This is a genomic window from Acinetobacter sp. ANC 3882 (genome assembly GCF_022549545.1).
GTDB lineage: Bacteria > Pseudomonadota > Gammaproteobacteria > Pseudomonadales > Moraxellaceae > Acinetobacter.
Window position 1 is genome coordinate 167,757 of record NZ_JAKZGB010000006.1, and the last position, 17,388, is coordinate 185,144.

The window sequence follows — 17,388 nt, forward strand, 5'->3', positions numbered from 1 at the left end:
ATTGTACCAATCAGGCTGTTAAGATGCATCATCATATAAGTGATCTCCCAATTCTTTTAAAGCATTTGTATATGCTTCAACCGAACCAAATGACTGAATAATTTCAATGATTGATCCCATTTGATTAAATGGAGGAATTTGTAAAATCTTTACATCTTCAATTGGCTCAATCCCTTGATCAGCATATTTATCGAGTAATGCATCTAAAACTTGACGAGCTTGCTCATTATATTTTGTGAAATAGTTACGTTTGCGAACATTGTTAGCACGTTCTTTTTTAGTTAATGCAGGCTGATCAAAAGCAATGTGGCAAATCATATCGAAAGGATCAAAGTCTTTACCCACCTCATCCTCTAAGGCTTCAAAAATTACGCCCTGCTTTTTGAACTCATCAATAATGAGTGACTTCTTATCAGCACCTTTCCATTTTCTTAAAAATGAATCTAAAGATTCATAGTCTTTTAAAATATGCTGACGAGTATAATCTTTCAGAGATTCAGTCACTAATTTTCCATCGTTATCATAAAACTGAACTCGCTCTCCAATCACATTAACAGCAACATCATTTACATAGAATTTTCTTGGTGGTTCGCCATCACCCCCACCAGTATCGTCACCACCAGAAGTACCACCTATTGTTGAATCATCATCAGGATAATCTGTCTCATCACCTTCATCTTCAATATCTAGCTCATCGGGTGGTACTACAGGTTCATCAGGTTTAGGTTCATAAATGACAACAGGTTCACCATCAAAAGCTGGATCACTAAAAAGCTCTGTCGCCTTTTTGAAATCCATAATTGTAAACCAAGTTTTTCCAAACTCTTCATTAATACGCGTACCACGACCAATCATCTGTTTAAACTCAGTCATGGATTTAATATGCTGATCAAGCACAATCAATTTACATGTTTGTGAATCCACGCCTGTAGTCATCAGTTTAGACGTTGTTGCTATGACAGGATAACGTTCCTCAGGATTAATAAAGTTATCTAGTTCAGCCTTACCCTCTTTATCATCTCCAGTGATACGCATGACAAATTTACGATTTTCTTTGATTCGTTCAGGGTTCAAATTAGCTAAAGCTTGTCGCATACGCTCTGCATGATCAATATCATCACAGAACACAATTGTCTTGGCATAAGGATCAGTATTCACCAAAAACTCGGTAATTTTTTGAGCAACAAGTTCTGTACGCTTCTTTAAAACAAGCCCTTTATCCATATCTTTAAGGTTATAGATGCGATCAGTAATTTCATTGCCATGCTGATCCTTTTTGCCTTTTTCTGGTCGCCATCCTTGTAGGTCTTTATCTATATCGATACGCACAACTTTATAAGGTGCAAGGAAACCATCTTGAATCCCTTGTTTCAACGTATAGGTATAAACTGGATCACCAAAATAAGTAATGTTTGAAGTATCTTTGGTTTCTTTTGGAGTCGCTGTTAAACCAACATGGGTAGCTGAACTAAAGTATTCTAAAATTTCACGCCATGATGAATCTTCTTTAGCACTTCCACGATGACATTCATCAATCACAATTAAGTCAAAGAATTCAGGACTAAACTGCTTGTAGATGTTCTTTTCTTCTTGTGAACCAGTTACTGCTTGATAAAGCGATAAATAAATTTCAGGACTTTTATCAATCTTACGATTTGAAATTTTAGCCATCTTATCCCCAAAAGGTTTAAAGTCCTTATTCATCGCCTGATTAACTAAAATATTCCGATCCGCTAAAAATAAAATCCTCTTTTTGGCTTTAACTTTCCATAGACGCCAGATAATTTGAAAAGCTGTATAAGTTTTTCCTGTGCCTGTTGCCATAACAAGTAAAATACGATTTTGTCCCCGAGCAATCGCTTCTATCGTTTTATTGATTGCATTAACTTGGTAATAACGAGGAAGTTTCCCTGAGCCATCATCATAATATGGATATTCAACGATTTTCTTAGATTCAGGTGTAGTCAAACCCTTATACTGTTCATACAGTTTCCATAACCGTTCAGGAGACGGAAACTCATCCAATCCTAGTTCTTGCTCAACTTTTCCAAATAATCCAGTTTGGTCATGGAATAAGAAGCCATCACCATTACTTGAAAAAACAAAAGGCACTTGTAAGCAATCAGCATAGGCTAAAGCCTGCTGCATACCAGCTCCCAGACTATGATTATTATCTTTCGCTTCAATAATCGCCAAAGGAATATTTTTTTTATAGTAAAGAATATAATCGGCACGTTTCCGCTCACCACGAGTGTGTAGCTTCCCACGCACCATGATTTGACCATTGGTAAAAGTCACCTCTTCACGGATTTGATGTGCAGTCCATCCTGCTTGTTCTAATGCAGGATTAATAAATTTACTGCATATATCTCGTTCTGATAGTTTCTTCTTATCCATTTCAAAGCCATGTATCTGATCTTTATAGCAAGAATAATAGAATGAGATCTCTATTTATACAAATCATTCCATCAAATAATCGAGTATTTTTTAAATCAATATGTTGGAATTAAGCCAATAATTTAAAAAAAATTAGAAAAATCCAAACACATGAAAAATATAATTTATTTTTAACTTCATTATATTTTAGCTCATTTAAAGTTTATAAATATTTTTCCTTATAAAATATTACGAGATCTAAAAAAGTCCCAAAGAAAAGAGTTTCCTACTACAGATATCCTTATTCATTTAGTTTCTTTCTAATCAACTCACCCCCACCAAAAACCCTTCAATCAACAGCTCTGGGTCATCCACACCACTTCCACCCAATAGCAGAACCATTGCCCCATCCATCACAAATAAGAACATATGCGCATCCTTTTTAGAGGCGTTTGCAGAGTTGGTTAAAAGCAATTTATAAATTTGATTCAGCAACCATTTTCGATAGTTCACAACAATCTTATACGCTTTGGGATAACGCTTTTCAATTTCAAAAATCGCTTTAAATGGCAAATGGTACAAACCTTCTAAATTGACATGAAGAACATAAATACGCTTAAGCTTTTCATGCACGGTGAGACCCTTGTTTCGATGAATAATCGAAAATACTTCTTCTTTAAGCGCGTCTGTTTGAAATCCCAGACTCATTTCAATCAATTGTTCTTTAGACTGAAAGTATTTATAAAAACTGGCTTTGGCGATTTGAGAAGACTCAATAATGCGATCTACCCCGACACTATGAAAACCATGGCTGTTAAATAAACTTCGGGCAGTGTCGAGCACCCTTAAAGCACGAAATGAAACCTCTAAATTCGACATATATTTTCCCTATAAATAATTTTCCATCTCAATGAGATAAAACGATGCTCGGCTTCGTTCTAAAAAAAAGGCATGCAAAAGCCTCTAAAGACGGCTTTAGCGCATCTCAAGTTTTATTGTTGATTTGATTTTTTAGTCGTGACAAAGCACTGTCTGAATTGCGAAATACATTCAAACCCTATCAAAGACTAATAAAGAAGTATGAAAATACAGTGCATGGCCAACTCCTACAAAATTCGGAAAGCTGCCAAGACATAAAGATTTATGGTGGCAGAACGAAAGAGGGTTAGCAGACTGAACCTAAGAATCAGCACACCCGAAGGTGTCCCCCTTTCGTCCTACCGCAACAAAAAAGGGGGACGAACGAGTCTACATTAAAAAAACAAGGTTTTTCAATGCACTTAGGAAACGGTCTGCTAAAACCGACTGGCGATGTAGGCCAGCGTTTAAAGAATAATCGGGGCAAGGGTGAGTGTCAATTTACACTTTAGGCCAAATAAATTTTATTATTATTTTTCAATATCTTATATTTTTATTATTTTTAAACTAATTTATAAGAATATTTTCACAATGAGCAGAGTGCTTAAAGCTCAGTACTTTAAACAAGCTCAGTCTGCCCCACTTGGTGATAAGCACGGTTAAAATATACCAAGCTTTGATCATGTCCACTTTGTTGAACTGCAACAATACGACAAATAAAAATTGTATGCGTTCCAACTTCTTGAATTTGATCAATCTCACAATCGAAATTTACCAAAGCATCATCCAAAACAGGCGCACCCGTTTCCAGCTCTGACCAAGCACCGTGTTTAAAACGCTCTTCGGGACTCAATTTAGACGAAAAGGCTTTAGAAATATGTTGATGATCTGCGCTTAGCACATTCACGCTTAAGATTTTATTGTCGACAAAATGCACATGCGAACTCGATGCCCGATTCATGCAGACCAATAAAGTCGGAGGCGTATCTGTGACGCTACATACAGCAGATGCAGTAAAGCCATAACGACCAGACATGCCTGTGGTGGTAATCACACTGACTGCACTGGTGAGTAAAGACATTGCATCTCTAAAATCTGTTGCTTCAACCATCACTTTATTCCTAAATTAAACTCGATCTATTTTAAATATGCTCAGGGCTACTCTGTGTAACCCTGAAGCCATCAAGAGATCGGTAAATTAAGCCAGTTCTTTACGAACAATTTCTGCACCTGCACTTAATGCATTCAACTTGCCACGTGCAACATCACGCGCCAAAGGTGCCATACCACAGTTGGTTGATGGATAGAGCTTATCGGCATCGACAAACTGAAGTGCTTTGCGTAGCGTGTTTGCAACTTCTTCTGGCGTTTCAACTGTGTTGCTTGCCACGTCAATCGCACCTACCATCACCTTCTTACCGCGAATCAATTCAATCAGATCCATCGGCACACGTGAGTTGTGACATTCGAGTGAGATAATATCAATTTTTGATTGCTGTAACTTTGGAAAAGCCTCTTCATATTGACGCCATTCTGATCCGAGGGTCTTTTTCCAGTCCGTATTGGCTTTGATGCCGTAACCATAGCAAATATGCACCGCGGTTTCACACTTCAACCCTTCAAGCGCACGCTCTAAGGTCGCAACACCCCAATCATTCACTTCATCAAAGAACACATTAAAGGCAGGCTCATCGAACTGGATAATATCCACACCCGCAGCTTCTAATTCTCTCGCTTCTTCATTCAGGATTTTGGCAAATTCCCACGCCAATTTTTCACGGCTTTTATAATGCGCATCATATAGCGTATCAATCATGGTCATTGGACCAGGCAAAGCCCATTTGATTGGTTGATTGGTTTGCTGGCGTAAAAACTTGGCATCTTCAACAAAAACAGGCTTTTGACGCGATACAGCCCCCACAACTGTTGGAACACTGGCATCATAACGATTACGGATACGAACCGTCTCACGTTTCTCAAAATCCACACCCGTAAGGTGTTCAATAAAGGTTGTGACAAAATGCTGACGGGTTTGTTCACCATCGCTGACAATATCAATGCCTGCTACTTGCTGTTCATGCAAAGACAAACGCAAAGCATCCTGTTTACCTTCAATCAAACCCTGCTCTTGCAGTTTCCACGGCGACCAAAGTGTTTCAGGCTCTGCCAGCCAAGATGGTTTTGGTAAGCTACCCGCAGTCGACGTTGGTAATAATCTTTTCATCATCAATAACCTTATATTTTCAATAAATTAGTGCGCGTAACTTTTTTGCGAGTTGCTTTGTGCTGCATAACTGGCAGACCACTGTTCAAGTGTCTCGCGGTATGGTTTGATGAATTGTTCTTCAACAAATTTCCCTTGTTCAATCGCCAAACGACTACGTTCTTCTCGGTCATATACAATGCGAGTCAGTGAATAATCTTGGTTATTCAAACTTGGTTGATAAGACTTTCCTGCTGAAGAGTTCGCATTGTAAATTTCAGGTCGGTAAATCTTTTGGAACGTTTCCATGGTGCTGATGGTACTGATCAACTCAAGATTGGTGTAATCCGCCAGCAAATCACCAGAGAAATAGAAAGCCAACGGCGCAACACTGTTTGGCGGCATGAAATAACGCACCTTTAAACCCATTTTTTGGAAATACTCATCTGTTAATGAATATTCATCTTGCAGGTATTCGACACCCAACACAGGATGCTGATTTTCAGTACGTTGATACACCTTGCTGCTTGAAACACTGAGACAGATTACAGGTGGCTTTTTAAAGTTTGCCTTGTAGGTCTCTGACTCAATAAAGCTTTTAAACAAGTTGCCATGTAAATCGCCAAAGTTCTCTGGCGTGCTAAATCCAGACTGATTTTTATTATGGTCAAGCAATAGCACACTGAAATCATAGTCACGGACATAAGAAGAGAAATTGTTCCCCACAATACCTTCAATACGCTCATTGGTTTTTTGATCAACAATATTGGTTTTCAAGATTTCAATTAAAGGAAGTGCATTGGCATTGCTTGCAGCATCAACCTTCATTTCAACCGAAATGATTTCCAGCTCAACTTTATAACGATCAGCCAAAGGATTATCCCAATGCGCCAAAGCATTAAAGCGATTGTCGATCATCTTTAAGGTGTTGTGCAGATTCTGTTGACGACTTTCGCCTCTTGCCAAATTCGCAAAGTTGGTTGTGATACGTGTATTTTCTGATGGAGTGTAGTTCTCATCAAAACCAATACGCTTAATCGTAAATGCAAACTCTTTACTCATTTTAATCTGCCACCCTAATTTCCGAGATAAATCTAAACTTCTTTATAGAGTGATTTATACCGCAATCATTAGCTGAATAAAAATGATTTAATCTAACCTCAAAATGAATGAAATTCATGTTAACAAATTTGCTTAGATGAAAATGGCTCAACAAGGTCTGTGCAATCAGGCGAACATTAGAGCTCAGCGCGATCACATTAGGGAAAATCTGGCGCTTTTCGTTCAAGTGAAATCATCAAATGAAGTCGCAAAAAGTTTTATGATCAGTTTATTGGTCACAACATAACCGATGAACTATAAAAAAACCGCATTTTCTAGCGGTTTAAAAACAGAACGCAATCTACACACTTGGCTAACAGAGCGAAATTAATGAAAATTTTTTCGATATTGGATAAATCCAGCATTCACCGCCATGCTGTCATAAAGCATTCGGGCCTGGTAATTGGTTTCATGGGTTAACCAATAAACACGTGAGCATTCTCTTTCAGCCGCCTTTTGGTAAACAGCTTCAATTAATTTACGCCCCAAGCCTTTTATCCGTGAATGTTGATCAACAAATAAATCCTGTAAATAACAGTAATCGCCTGTAGTCCACGTACTTCGATGAAAAATAAAATGCACAAAAGCAATGAGTCGATCTTGATCAACAACGACCAAACATTGCATCTGTTCGTCTGGGTCAAGCAACCGTGTAAATGTTTTTTCCGTCACCTGATGATCAATTTCAACCTTATAGAAAGCCTGATAGCCTTGCCATAACCACAACCAGTTTTGATAATCTTGCTGCTCGAGTGCTCTAAGCTGCATGCCAGCGCCTCCATGTTAGAATGATGCCCAAACATCATAGTTTTATCTTTTTATAGAGCCGAGTGCCAATTTATTGCTTTTATCTAAACCAATTTTTTGATGAATCAATCTGTTCATCTGGTTAAAATGTGACTCATCTCTCTAAACTATAAGCTATGGATTTACTAGAACTTTCTACAACTTTCACACAATAAATCATCAAAGTTGGCTTGATTTGTACATTTTGAAACATTAGTTCAACCAAAATACCGTCTAATTTAAAGTAAAATTCATGAACTAACTTCTTCAACATCAGTGTTAAGGCAATCCCTTACTGTACTGATGTGCCTTTATTGCGCCTGTATCATCATTTAAATTCTTTCTCTCTATATCGCTTGTCATATAGAGCGTCATTTAATTTTTAAGGTAAATTGAATGAAAAAATTTTGGAAATATTTATTAGTACTACTCGTCGTACTCATTATTATTGCAATTGCCTTTCTTTTTAGACCAGTTGCGTCTAAGGCAATTAAAACCACCAATAACGAACCAACTGTCGATGTTGTACTCATCGGCGGCGGGATCATGAGTGCCACTTTAGGTACTTATCTCAACGAATTACAGCCTGACTGGAATATCCGTATGTACGAACGTCTTGATGCGGTTGCACAAGAAAGTTCAAACGGTTTTAACAACGCAGGTACAGGCCACTCAGGCTTTATGGAAATGAACTATACCGAAGAAAAAGACGGTAAAATGGACATTTCTAAAGCTGTAAATGTGGCTGGTCAGTTTGAAATTGCCAAGCAGTTCTGGGCATACCAAGTGAAACAAGGTGTTTTAGAAACACCAAATACTTTCATTAATCCAGTACCACATATTGCTTTCGTCTGGGGCGATAACGTCAACTTCATGGAAAAGCGTTATGCTGCCATGGTCCAAAATCCGTTATTCGCTGGCATGAAATTGAGTGAAGACAAAGCTGAAATTCAACAATGGGCACCATTGGTGATGGACGGTCGTGATCCTCAACAGAAAGTGGCTGCAACTCGTATGGACGTAGGTTCTGACGTCAACTACGGTGCAATCACCAAACAGTTGATTGGCAACCTTGAAAAGAGTCCAAACTTCAAACTCAGCACTTCAACTGAAGTGACGGGTATCAGCAAAAACGATGACAACACTTGGTCTGTTGCTTTCAAAGATTTGAAATCTGGTAAAGTTGATCATGTGAAAACACGTTTTGTGTTTATTGGTGCGGGTGGTGCTGCAATTAAATTATTGCAAATGACGGGTTTACCAGAAGCTCAACAATACGCAGGCTTCCCTGTGGGCGGTGAGTTCCTTGTAACTGACAACCCAGCAGTAACAGCAAAACACACTGCTAAAGTGTATGGTCGTGCTGATCTTGGTGCGCCTCCAATGTCTGTACCACATATCGATACACGTTATATCGACGGTAAAAAATATGTGTTGTTTGGCCCATTCGCAACTTATTCAAACAAGTTCCTGAAAAATGGTTCACAGCTTGATTTGCTTGCATCAACCAACAAAAACAACGTGTTGCCTATGGCTGCGATTGGTCTACAAAATGCTGACCTTGTTCAGTATCTCGTAAGCCAAGTATTGATGTCTGATGCAGATCGTTTCAATGAGTTGAAAAAATACTACCCTGAAGCTGATCCAAAAGATTGGCATTTACAACAGGGTGGTCAACGCGTTCAGATCATCAAAAAAGAGCCTGGCAAACCTGCTAAATTGCAATTCGGTACAGAAATCTTTGCATCTAAAGACAAGTCTGTAACGGCATTGCTAGGTGCTTCTCCGGGTGCGTCTACATCACCTTACATCATGCTCAACTTGCTTGAAAAAGCATTCCCAGAGCAAACCAAAGGTGTATGGAATGACAAATTGCATGAGATCGTACGTTCTTATGGAAAAGACCTTTCAACAGATCCAGCGTTGTTAGATCAAATCCGTCAGTACTCAAGTTCAACTTTGGGCTTGAACTATACGACTCCTGCAAACTTAGTTCCTGCGAAGAAAGTGGTTAAAGCTGAAGCTGTTGCTCAATAAGCGACGCTAAGCAGATTAAAAAGGGAGGAGTTTCAACTCTTCCCTTTTTCTTTATTTGTATTTTATAAATCTAAGCCTTATGTCTTCTGCTGTACCTCATTCTGCTTTCGCTGCATTTGCCAGTCGTGACTTTAGGTTATTGACCGTCAATCAATGCTGCCTGACGTTTGCGGTGCTGATTCAAGAAGTGCTCATCGCGTTTTATTTGTATCAAATCACCAAGAATCCGCTTATCCTCGGCTTGGTCGGGATGATGGATTTTTTACCCTTTCTCGTCCTCTCTTTATGGGGCGGCTATATTGCCGACCGTTTTAATCGTCAGCGTATTTTGCAGATCAGTTTTAGTTTTGCCATTCCCTTATCGATCGCTTTGTGGATCAGTTTTGATCTTTTCCACAGCCAAACCATCAATGAAAATTTATTATTAATCTCATCATTTAGCATTCTATTTTTATTTGGCTGTATTCGCGGCATATATAGCCCCTGTTTTAATTCTTTACGCCCGTTTGTGGTACCCGAACATTTGTATACCAATGCAGCCACATGGACCAGTATGTGCTGGCAAGCCAGTGGTATTCTTGCACCGGTCATTGCGGGCTTCATGCTCGCTCATCTCGATTTAGACATTACCTTTGGTGTTATCGTGGCACTGTTTTTAGGCGGCAGTATCGCCCTGTGGTGTCTACAGAAACGAGATTTTCCTCAAATCCAAACCGAGTCGATAACTCAAAGCTTAAAAGAAGCACTGCAGTTTATTTTTAAAACTAAAATTATCTTTTGGGCCATGTTTCTCGATCTGAGCTCCGTTTTTTTTGGTGGCATCATCGCTCTTTTGCCAATTTTTGCCCAAGATGTTTTACATATCGGTGCAGATGGTTTTGGCCTATTACGTGCGGCACCTGCGTTTGGCGCATTGATTATGATGATAATTTTAATTCGCTATCCACCAAAATCCAGACCTTGGCAGATCATGTTGCTTGCCGTGACAGGTTTTGGTCTATGTACTTTATTGTTTGCTGTTACCAGACAACTGTATTTTTCTGTCGCAGTTCTCATTATTATGGGTGCATGTGACAGTATCAACATTGTCATTCGTCAAACGATTCTCCAGCTCATTCCACCCAAGGACATGCTTGGACGTGTAGCTGCCATTAATGGCATCTTTGTCACGTCGAGTAATGAGCTTGGTGCGTTGCAGTCGAGCGTGATGACGCGCTTTTTCAGCGTGATTCCTGCGATGTTGATTGGTGGTTCACTGTCTTTGCTCTGCGTTGTTTTAACAAAGATCAAGACCAAAGATTTATTTAATTTCCGTTTTTAATTTCCCTATTAAACAAACAGTTATTTTAAAATTCAATGTAATATGAAACATACTTTGCCCGCGTCTTCAGGCCTCTCTAAATTTATTATTTTTTCCGTTTTTGTATGGCTGGTGCTGTTGTGGCTGCAATCTACCTATTTTGTCATTATCGGTGGGCACGCCTATTTGTTCTGGACCTCATTCGGCCTTTTGATATTGAATGTGCTTAGCTTGCGACCGACGATTTTAAAAAATCGGATCGCCTTCGTGATTACTGCTGCCTTGCTGATTTATCTGGTGTTTAACTCGTTGTTTTGCACTTATTTGATGATCGCTTTTTATTGTATTTTCTATTTATATTCAGACGAATATAAGAATAAACGCGCAATTAAATTGATCAGCCTATTTTTGATCATGATTATTTTTGCGATCTACCAAACCCAATCTTTGCATGAACTTAAAAGCCATTATGAACCCTATGAAACGGGTGAAACATGGCAAAAATACGGTGCTTTATAATCAGGCCAATAAAAAACCTCACATGACGTGAGGTTTTTTATTACTTAGCAGACTAATCTTGAGAATCTGGATACAAAGGACGATTTCCGGGACTAATACGATTGATATGCAAGAAGGTCATATGACGCTCGTACTTATCAAGAATGTCATTAATCACCTGTTCTTTAGTATATCCAACCAGATCATTGTCCTGCGAACCCTCATACAAGAAGGTTTCTAAGCGATAGTAGAACTGCTTACCACGTTTACCACGCTCACTAAAGTTTGGCGCGATATAACGTACAGGCCAGATTTGATAAACGAAGTTATGCTCTTCTTCCAAATAGATGGTCAAATCTAGATGATAGAGTGCATCATTGTCTTCCAATGCCGTTTGGGTGACATCAACATGCATCCCACGTTTAATCAGCTCATCGGCAACTGTACGCACTGCTGGTTCACAGACACTATCAAGCATCCGTTGGGTTTCACTGGTACCAGGGTGATGCATCACACGGGCTAAACGCTTCTTCCAGTTCAGGATATCCACATTCCCAACCACTGGCGCGGCATTCATACTACGACTCGCCTTACGATAATCTTCCAGACGCAAAGATTTGTAGAGACCAGCCATGACCAACAGCATCACAAAACTAAAGGGTAAGCCCATGATCACAGTCGCACTTTGCAGTGCGGTAATGCCATTTGCCATCAGCATTGCCAACGTGAGCAAACCAATTGCTGTTGCCCAAAATACTCGCAACCAACGTGGTGCATCATTATCGACATTGGAAAACTTAGTGGTGAAATTACCTAAAACCAATGCACCTGAATCTGCAGAAGTGACATAGAACAGCAGACCTGTAATCGTTGCCACGCCTGCAATAAATGCAAACCACGGATATTGCGCCAATAAGTCATAGAAACCATGTGCAGGATCTGTCAGAACGGTTTGTGCCAGTGCAGTATTACCTTCAAAAATAACGTTATATAAGGCACTGTTTCCGAAAATGGACAACCACGTGATGGTAAACAACAAAGGAATAATTAAGGTGCCACAAACAAATTCACGAATGGTACGACCACGGGAAATCCGCGCTAGGAACAGACCGACAAAAGGTGACCAAGCCACCCACCATGCCCAAAAGAACAAGGTCCAACTGTTCATCCATTCTTTCGGCTGATCAAAGGCAAAACTTTCTAAAGCCAAACTTGGGAATCGACTGATATAGTCACCAAAATTTTGCACCAACGCATTGAGCAAAAATCCTGTATTGCCCAAAAACAGTACAAACAACATTAAGCCTATCGCGGCAAAAATATTGATTTCGGATAAAACCTTAATCCCCTTATTGACACCCGCAGTCACCGAAATAATGGTCACAATCACGGCCACTAAAATCAGCGCCGACTGAATCCACAGGTTTTCAGGTAAATCAAACAGGACATGCAGACCATAGTTGATCTGAACGACTGCAATACCACAAGTGGTGGCAATACCAAAAATCGTCCCGATGACAGCGGCAATATCCACAGTATGTCCAATTGGACCATCAATTTTTTTACCAAAAATTGGATAGAGCGCCGAGCGAATGGTGAGAGGTAAGTTATAGCGATAACTAAAATAGCCCAAGGCCATCCCGACCAAGGCATACATGCCCCAACCTGTTAAGCCATAGTGGAACAGTGTCCAGACCATGCCCTGACGCGCAGCTTCATAGGTTTGGCCTTCGCCCACAGGCGGGTTCATATAATGAGATAAAGGCTCTGCAACGGAGAAGAACATTAAATCTGTTCCGATCCCGGCGGCAAACAACATCGCCGACCAACTCAGTAAGCTGAACTCAGGTTTCGAGTGCTTCGGACCAAGTTTGATATCGCCATAACGTGAGCAAGCAATAAAAACCACAAAGATTAAATACAATGTCGCAGCTAGTAAGTAGTACCAGCTGAATTTATCACTGACCCAAGCCAGTACCACATTGAGTAAATGATTGGCAAAGTCGTTAAATAAAATCGTAACAAGTGCAAATGTTAAAATAAGTAGAGCTGAAACATAAAAGACCACACGATTTAAATGGTCTTTATTCGCTAATGTAGCATCATCAACCGCTCTTGGATTATCTGTCGCCATACAATCCTCAGGGAGTTAGAGAAGAAAAAGAAAATATTCATCCACGTCTTTCCATCGCTAAATCAATGAAAAGACATATCTGAATAGAAAATGAAAAACAAAAGTTATTTACCCGAATTACAATGTTTCTGATTTTTCAGTTGTGTGATGTGATGACTGAGTGTCCTGCGTTATCACTTGCGGTGGTGTAGGACTAAAAAATTGATCCTGTTTAACTGCTTTGGCAAGGCCAAACATATACAGCAAAATAATAACGGAGAATGGCAAACCACACAGTACTACGGCGCTTTGCATGGAGTGGAAACTCCCTGCCAACAACAGCCCGATACTGACAATGGTAATCACCACAGACCAGAAAATTCGCAACCAAATTGGTGAATCACTTTCATTGCTACCCCCTTTCGAGGACAGATTTGCGATCATGAGTGTACCAGAACCCACAGGGGTCAAAAACAATACGAAACAAATCACAACAACAATCCCAGCAACATAAGGATTGAAAGGTAGAAATTCGAGCAGCTTAAATAGGGACAAAGCAGGATCGGTTAACACCAAATCACCCAAGATTTTTTGCTTTTGCTCCAAGATAAAATAAATTGCAGTATTGCCAAAAATCGAGATCCAGGCCAAGGTAAAACCCAGTGGAATCAGGCATACGCCGAGCACAACTTCACGAATGGTGCGGCCTTTGGAAATACGTGCAATAAACATCCCTACAAATGGCGCCCATGCAATCCACCATGCCCAATAGAACACCGTCCATGAACCTAACCATTCGCCTGCTTTGCTGTTGTAGAGATACATATCAAAGCTTTTTGCCAGAAAATGATCAAGATAATCACCCACGTTCTGCACCAAACCATTGAGCAGATGGTTGGTTGGCCCTGTGAGGAACACGAATAGTAATAAGGCATAGAGTAAACGTAAATTAATACGGGATAACCAAGCCAAGCCCTTTTCGATCCCAACCACGGTGGTAATGGTTGCGACAGACATCATCAGCAAGACCACGGCAATCAACGTCGTATTATTATTGGGAATCTCAGGAAGTAGATAATGAACGCCAGACACCAGTACCAAAGCACCGATGCCGAGATTGGTCACCAAAGAAATGACTGTAGCTAAAATCCCAAAGCCATCGACAAAATCACCGACCAAGCCATAGATTCGCTCACCAAAGATTGGATACAGCGCTGAACGTAATGCTAATGGCAAATCTCGACGGAAGGCGAAATAGCCCAAAGTCACACCCAGTAAGGCATACAACACCCAACCATGAATGCCCCAATGCAGAAAGCTATACATCATGGCATCACGCGCAGCTTGAATCGTTCCACCCTGACCTTCTGGTGGTCGAAGGAAATGATCAACGGGTTCAGCAACACCGTAATATAACAGTGCGATCCCGATGCCTGCAGAAAACAGCATTGACACCCAAGCAAGATAGCCAAACTCAGGTTTATCGTCATCTTTGCCTAATGGAATCTGCCCAATCCGAGAAAAAGCTAACCACGCTACAAAACCTAAACAAACCACAATGACCAGCATGTAGTACCAGCCAAACAATTGGTTCGCCTGCCCTTGTATATAAGTCAACCAGAACTGACTACGCTCTGGAAACAACACAAACAGTAGGCCAAAAATGCCGATACTGATTGCGGAGCTCCAAAAAACAAACAAATTTAAACGTATAGGTTCAGATGGGGACCCTTCATTACTTTCTGACACCATGATCTTGCTCCTTGCAATAGGTGTATTTTTCTTAAAAAATAATGTGATAAGTGTTCATTTATGCTTATCGCCTTATCCATAAGAATCTTTGATTTATTACGTGACTTCTATTCTTGCCAATCAAAAATTCATTGATTTTTACAGATTATACTTTTTATTGATTGAACGTTCAATCAATAAAAAGTATGATAAAAAAATGTTATGATGCTCTACATCGAGAAATGTTGAATAAAAAGCACCTTGGCAGGGCTTTAAATGGATAAGCATGACAAAGCGTAGAGTAAAACCAGAGCATGTGCGACGTGAAGAGATTATTAGCGCCGCATTTTATGTAATTTCTGAAGTGGGGTTATCTAATACCACCATTGCACAAATTGCAAAAAAGGCCGAACTATCGACCGGTATTGTGAGTCACTATTTCGGTGACAAACAGGGATTAATCAATACCTGTATGCAAGAAATGCTCAACGTTTTGCGTCAAAAGACTGACCAATACAAAGCTGAAGCAGATGCGCATCCAGAAAGCCAAATTAAGGCCATTATTGATTCCAACTTCGATATCAGTCAGGTCAACAAACAAGCCATGCGGGTCTGGTTAGACTTTTGGTCTGCCAGTATGCACCTGCCCGAACTTGGACGTTTACAACGAATTAATGATCAACGCCTGTATTCCAACCTGAAACATTATTTTCTGATGTTGGTCGATGATAAACAACAGGCAAGCATTGCCGCTCGCGGATTAGCGGCTTTGATTGACGGATTATGGTTACGCGGCAGTTTAAGCAGTCACGATGAGTTTGACAGCCAGCTGGCACGTTCCATTGCTTATGATTATGTAAAAACGCAAATCCAATTTGCGAACAAGCCTTTGCAGGAGAAACAGAATGAGTGATGCACAAGTTCATCAATTGTATATCCACGGACGTTATGTCGCAGCGACCAGTGGCAAAACATTTAACAGTATCAATCCTGCCAACGGTGAAGTGATCGCAACACTTCAACAAGCCTCACAACAAGACATTGAAGCGGCTGTTCAAAGCGCACAACAAGGCCAGAAAATCTGGGCAGCCATGACCGCAATGGAGCGTTCACGCATTTTACGTCGTGCAGTTGATATCTTACGCGAACGTAACGATGAACTTGCCCAACTCGAAACACTCGATACAGGTAAAGCCTATAGCGAAACATCGACCGTTGATATCGTGACAGGCGCAGATGTACTCGAATACTATGCAGGTCTTGCCACCGCAATTCAAGGCGAGCAAGTACCGCTACGCGAATCAAGCTTCTTCTATACCCGTCGTGAACCCCTCGGTGTGGTCGCTGGTATCGGTGCTTGGAACTATCCAATTCAAATTGCGATGTGGAAATCAGCGCCTGCCCTAGCAGCAGGAAATGCCATGATTTTCAAACCAAGTGAAACTACGCCACTGACCGCATTTAAACTTGCTGAAATCTATACTGAAGCGGGTCTGCCAGACGGCGTATTTAACGTGGTACAAGGTGCGGGTCGTGACATCGGTCAATGGCTCACTGAGCATCCAGTGATTGAAAAAATCTCGTTCACTGGTGGCGTAGAAACAGGCAAAAAAGTAATGGCCAGTGCTGCGGGTTCAACTTTGAAAGAAGTGACCATGGAGCTTGGTGGTAAATCCCCTCTCGTCATTTGTGATGACGCCAACCTTGACCGTGCTGCAGATATTGCAGTCATGGCAAACTTTTTTAGCTCTGGTCAGGTTTGTACCAACGGTACGCGCGTGTTTGTACCTAAGGCAATGCTTGCTGATTTTGAAGCAGCCGTTGTAGAACGTGTGAAACGTATCCGTATCGGTGATCCAATGGCTGAGCAAACCAATTTTGGTCCACTCACCAGCTTCCCGCATATGGAAAAAGTATTGTCATTCATTGAGTCTGGCAAACAGCAAGGTGCAAAAGTACTGATCGGTGGTGGCCGTGCCACTGAAGGTGATCTTGCCAAAGGTGCTTATGTTCTACCAACCGTTTTCAGTGATTGCCAAGATGACATGACCATTGTGCAAGAAGAAATCTTCGGTCCTGTAATGAGCATTCTCAGCTATGAAACAGAAGAAGAAGTGATCCGTCGTGCCAATGATACCGACTTCGGCTTGGCTGCGGGTGTTGTCACCCAAGACATCACCAAAGCACATCGTATTATCCACCAACTTGAAGCAGGTATTTGCTGGATTAATACTTGGGGCGAATCTCCTGCCGAAATGCCAGTGGGTGGCTATAAACAATCAGGTGTAGGTCGTGAAAATGGCTTAACCACGTTGGGTCATTACACCCGCATTAAATCTATTCAAGTTGAGTTAGGCGAGTATCAAAGCATTTTCTAATGCCCTC

At 40.6% G+C, this 17,388-nt stretch carries 13 protein-coding genes; 5 read left to right on the forward strand and 8 right to left on the reverse strand.

What is annotated here, in order from left to right; translation table 11 throughout:
• Window positions 1-18: 18 nt before the first annotated feature.
• From MMO42_RS12770 to MMO42_RS12795, 6 genes are all read right to left on the reverse strand, one after another.
• A complete protein-coding gene (locus MMO42_RS12770) occupies window positions 19-2,397 on the reverse strand; it encodes a DEAD/DEAH box helicase family protein (RefSeq protein ID WP_241320782.1) in 2,379 nt (792 codons plus the stop codon).
• A gap of 303 nt (window positions 2,398-2,700) precedes the next feature.
• Window positions 2,701-3,255 (reverse strand): TetR/AcrR family transcriptional regulator, encoded by a 555-nt coding sequence (locus MMO42_RS12775; protein WP_241320783.1) that lies wholly within the window; start codon window positions 3,253-3,255, stop codon window positions 2,701-2,703.
• A gap of 598 nt (window positions 3,256-3,853) precedes the next feature.
• The gene (locus MMO42_RS12780) at window positions 3,854-4,345 is read right to left on the reverse strand and encodes a flavin reductase (protein ID WP_241320784.1); all 492 of its coding nucleotides are present in this window, start codon (window positions 4,343-4,345) and stop codon (window positions 3,854-3,856) included.
• 87 nt (window positions 4,346-4,432) lie between these two features.
• Window positions 4,433-5,458 carry a methionine synthase gene (locus MMO42_RS12785; RefSeq protein ID WP_032862764.1) on the reverse strand — a complete coding sequence of 342 codons (1,026 nt, stop codon included), beginning with the start codon at window positions 5,456-5,458 and terminating at the stop codon, window positions 4,433-4,435.
• A 27-nt stretch (window positions 5,459-5,485) separates the two neighbouring features.
• Window positions 5,486-6,499, reverse strand: a complete 1,014-nt coding sequence (locus tag MMO42_RS12790; protein ID WP_241320785.1) for a DUF1852 domain-containing protein — start codon at window positions 6,497-6,499, stop codon at window positions 5,486-5,488.
• Between the two features lie 366 nt (window positions 6,500-6,865).
• Window positions 6,866-7,306, reverse strand: coding sequence for a GNAT family N-acetyltransferase (locus MMO42_RS12795; protein ID WP_241320786.1), 441 nt, complete (start codon window positions 7,304-7,306; stop codon window positions 6,866-6,868).
• Window positions 7,307-7,720: 414 nt separating this feature from the next.
• Here MMO42_RS12795 and mqo point away from each other — a divergent pair, with 414 nt between their 5' ends.
• The 3 genes from mqo to MMO42_RS12810 all read left to right on the forward strand — a co-directional run bounded on the left by mqo (window position 7,721) and on the right by MMO42_RS12810 (window position 11,180).
• On the forward strand, window positions 7,721-9,361 hold the full coding sequence (gene mqo / locus MMO42_RS12800; protein ID WP_241320787.1) for a malate dehydrogenase (quinone): 1,641 nt from the start codon (window positions 7,721-7,723) through the stop codon (window positions 9,359-9,361).
• Window positions 9,362-9,440: 79 nt separating this feature from the next.
• Entirely contained in the window at window positions 9,441-10,682 is a 1,242-nt protein-coding gene (locus MMO42_RS12805) for an MFS transporter (protein ID WP_241320788.1), read from the forward strand.
• A 42-nt stretch (window positions 10,683-10,724) separates the two neighbouring features.
• Window positions 10,725-11,180: a hypothetical protein gene (locus MMO42_RS12810; RefSeq protein ID WP_241320789.1), complete on the forward strand. Its 456-nt coding sequence runs from the start codon at window positions 10,725-10,727 to the stop codon at window positions 11,178-11,180.
• Between the two features lie 52 nt (window positions 11,181-11,232).
• On the opposite strand, the gene MMO42_RS12815 is transcribed toward MMO42_RS12810, so the two are convergent.
• Together MMO42_RS12815 and MMO42_RS12820 are read right to left on the reverse strand one after the other, a co-directional pair.
• Window positions 11,233-13,293, reverse strand: coding sequence for a choline transporter (locus MMO42_RS12815; protein WP_241320790.1), 2,061 nt, complete (start codon window positions 13,291-13,293; stop codon window positions 11,233-11,235).
• Between the two features lie 117 nt (window positions 13,294-13,410).
• On the reverse strand, window positions 13,411-15,024 hold the full coding sequence (locus MMO42_RS12820) for a BCCT family transporter (RefSeq protein ID WP_005291977.1): 1,614 nt from the start codon (window positions 15,022-15,024) through the stop codon (window positions 13,411-13,413).
• Between the two features lie 265 nt (window positions 15,025-15,289).
• Here MMO42_RS12820 and betI point away from each other — a divergent pair, with 265 nt between their 5' ends.
• Entirely contained in the window at window positions 15,290-15,916 is a 627-nt protein-coding gene (betI, locus tag MMO42_RS12825; protein WP_005291976.1) for a transcriptional regulator BetI, read from the forward strand.
• Window positions 15,909-17,381: a betaine-aldehyde dehydrogenase gene (gene betB / locus MMO42_RS12830; protein WP_241320791.1), complete on the forward strand. Its 1,473-nt coding sequence runs from the start codon at window positions 15,909-15,911 to the stop codon at window positions 17,379-17,381. The genes betI and betB overlap by 8 nt, the downstream gene beginning before the upstream one ends.
• Window positions 17,382-17,388: the final 7 nt, after the last annotated feature.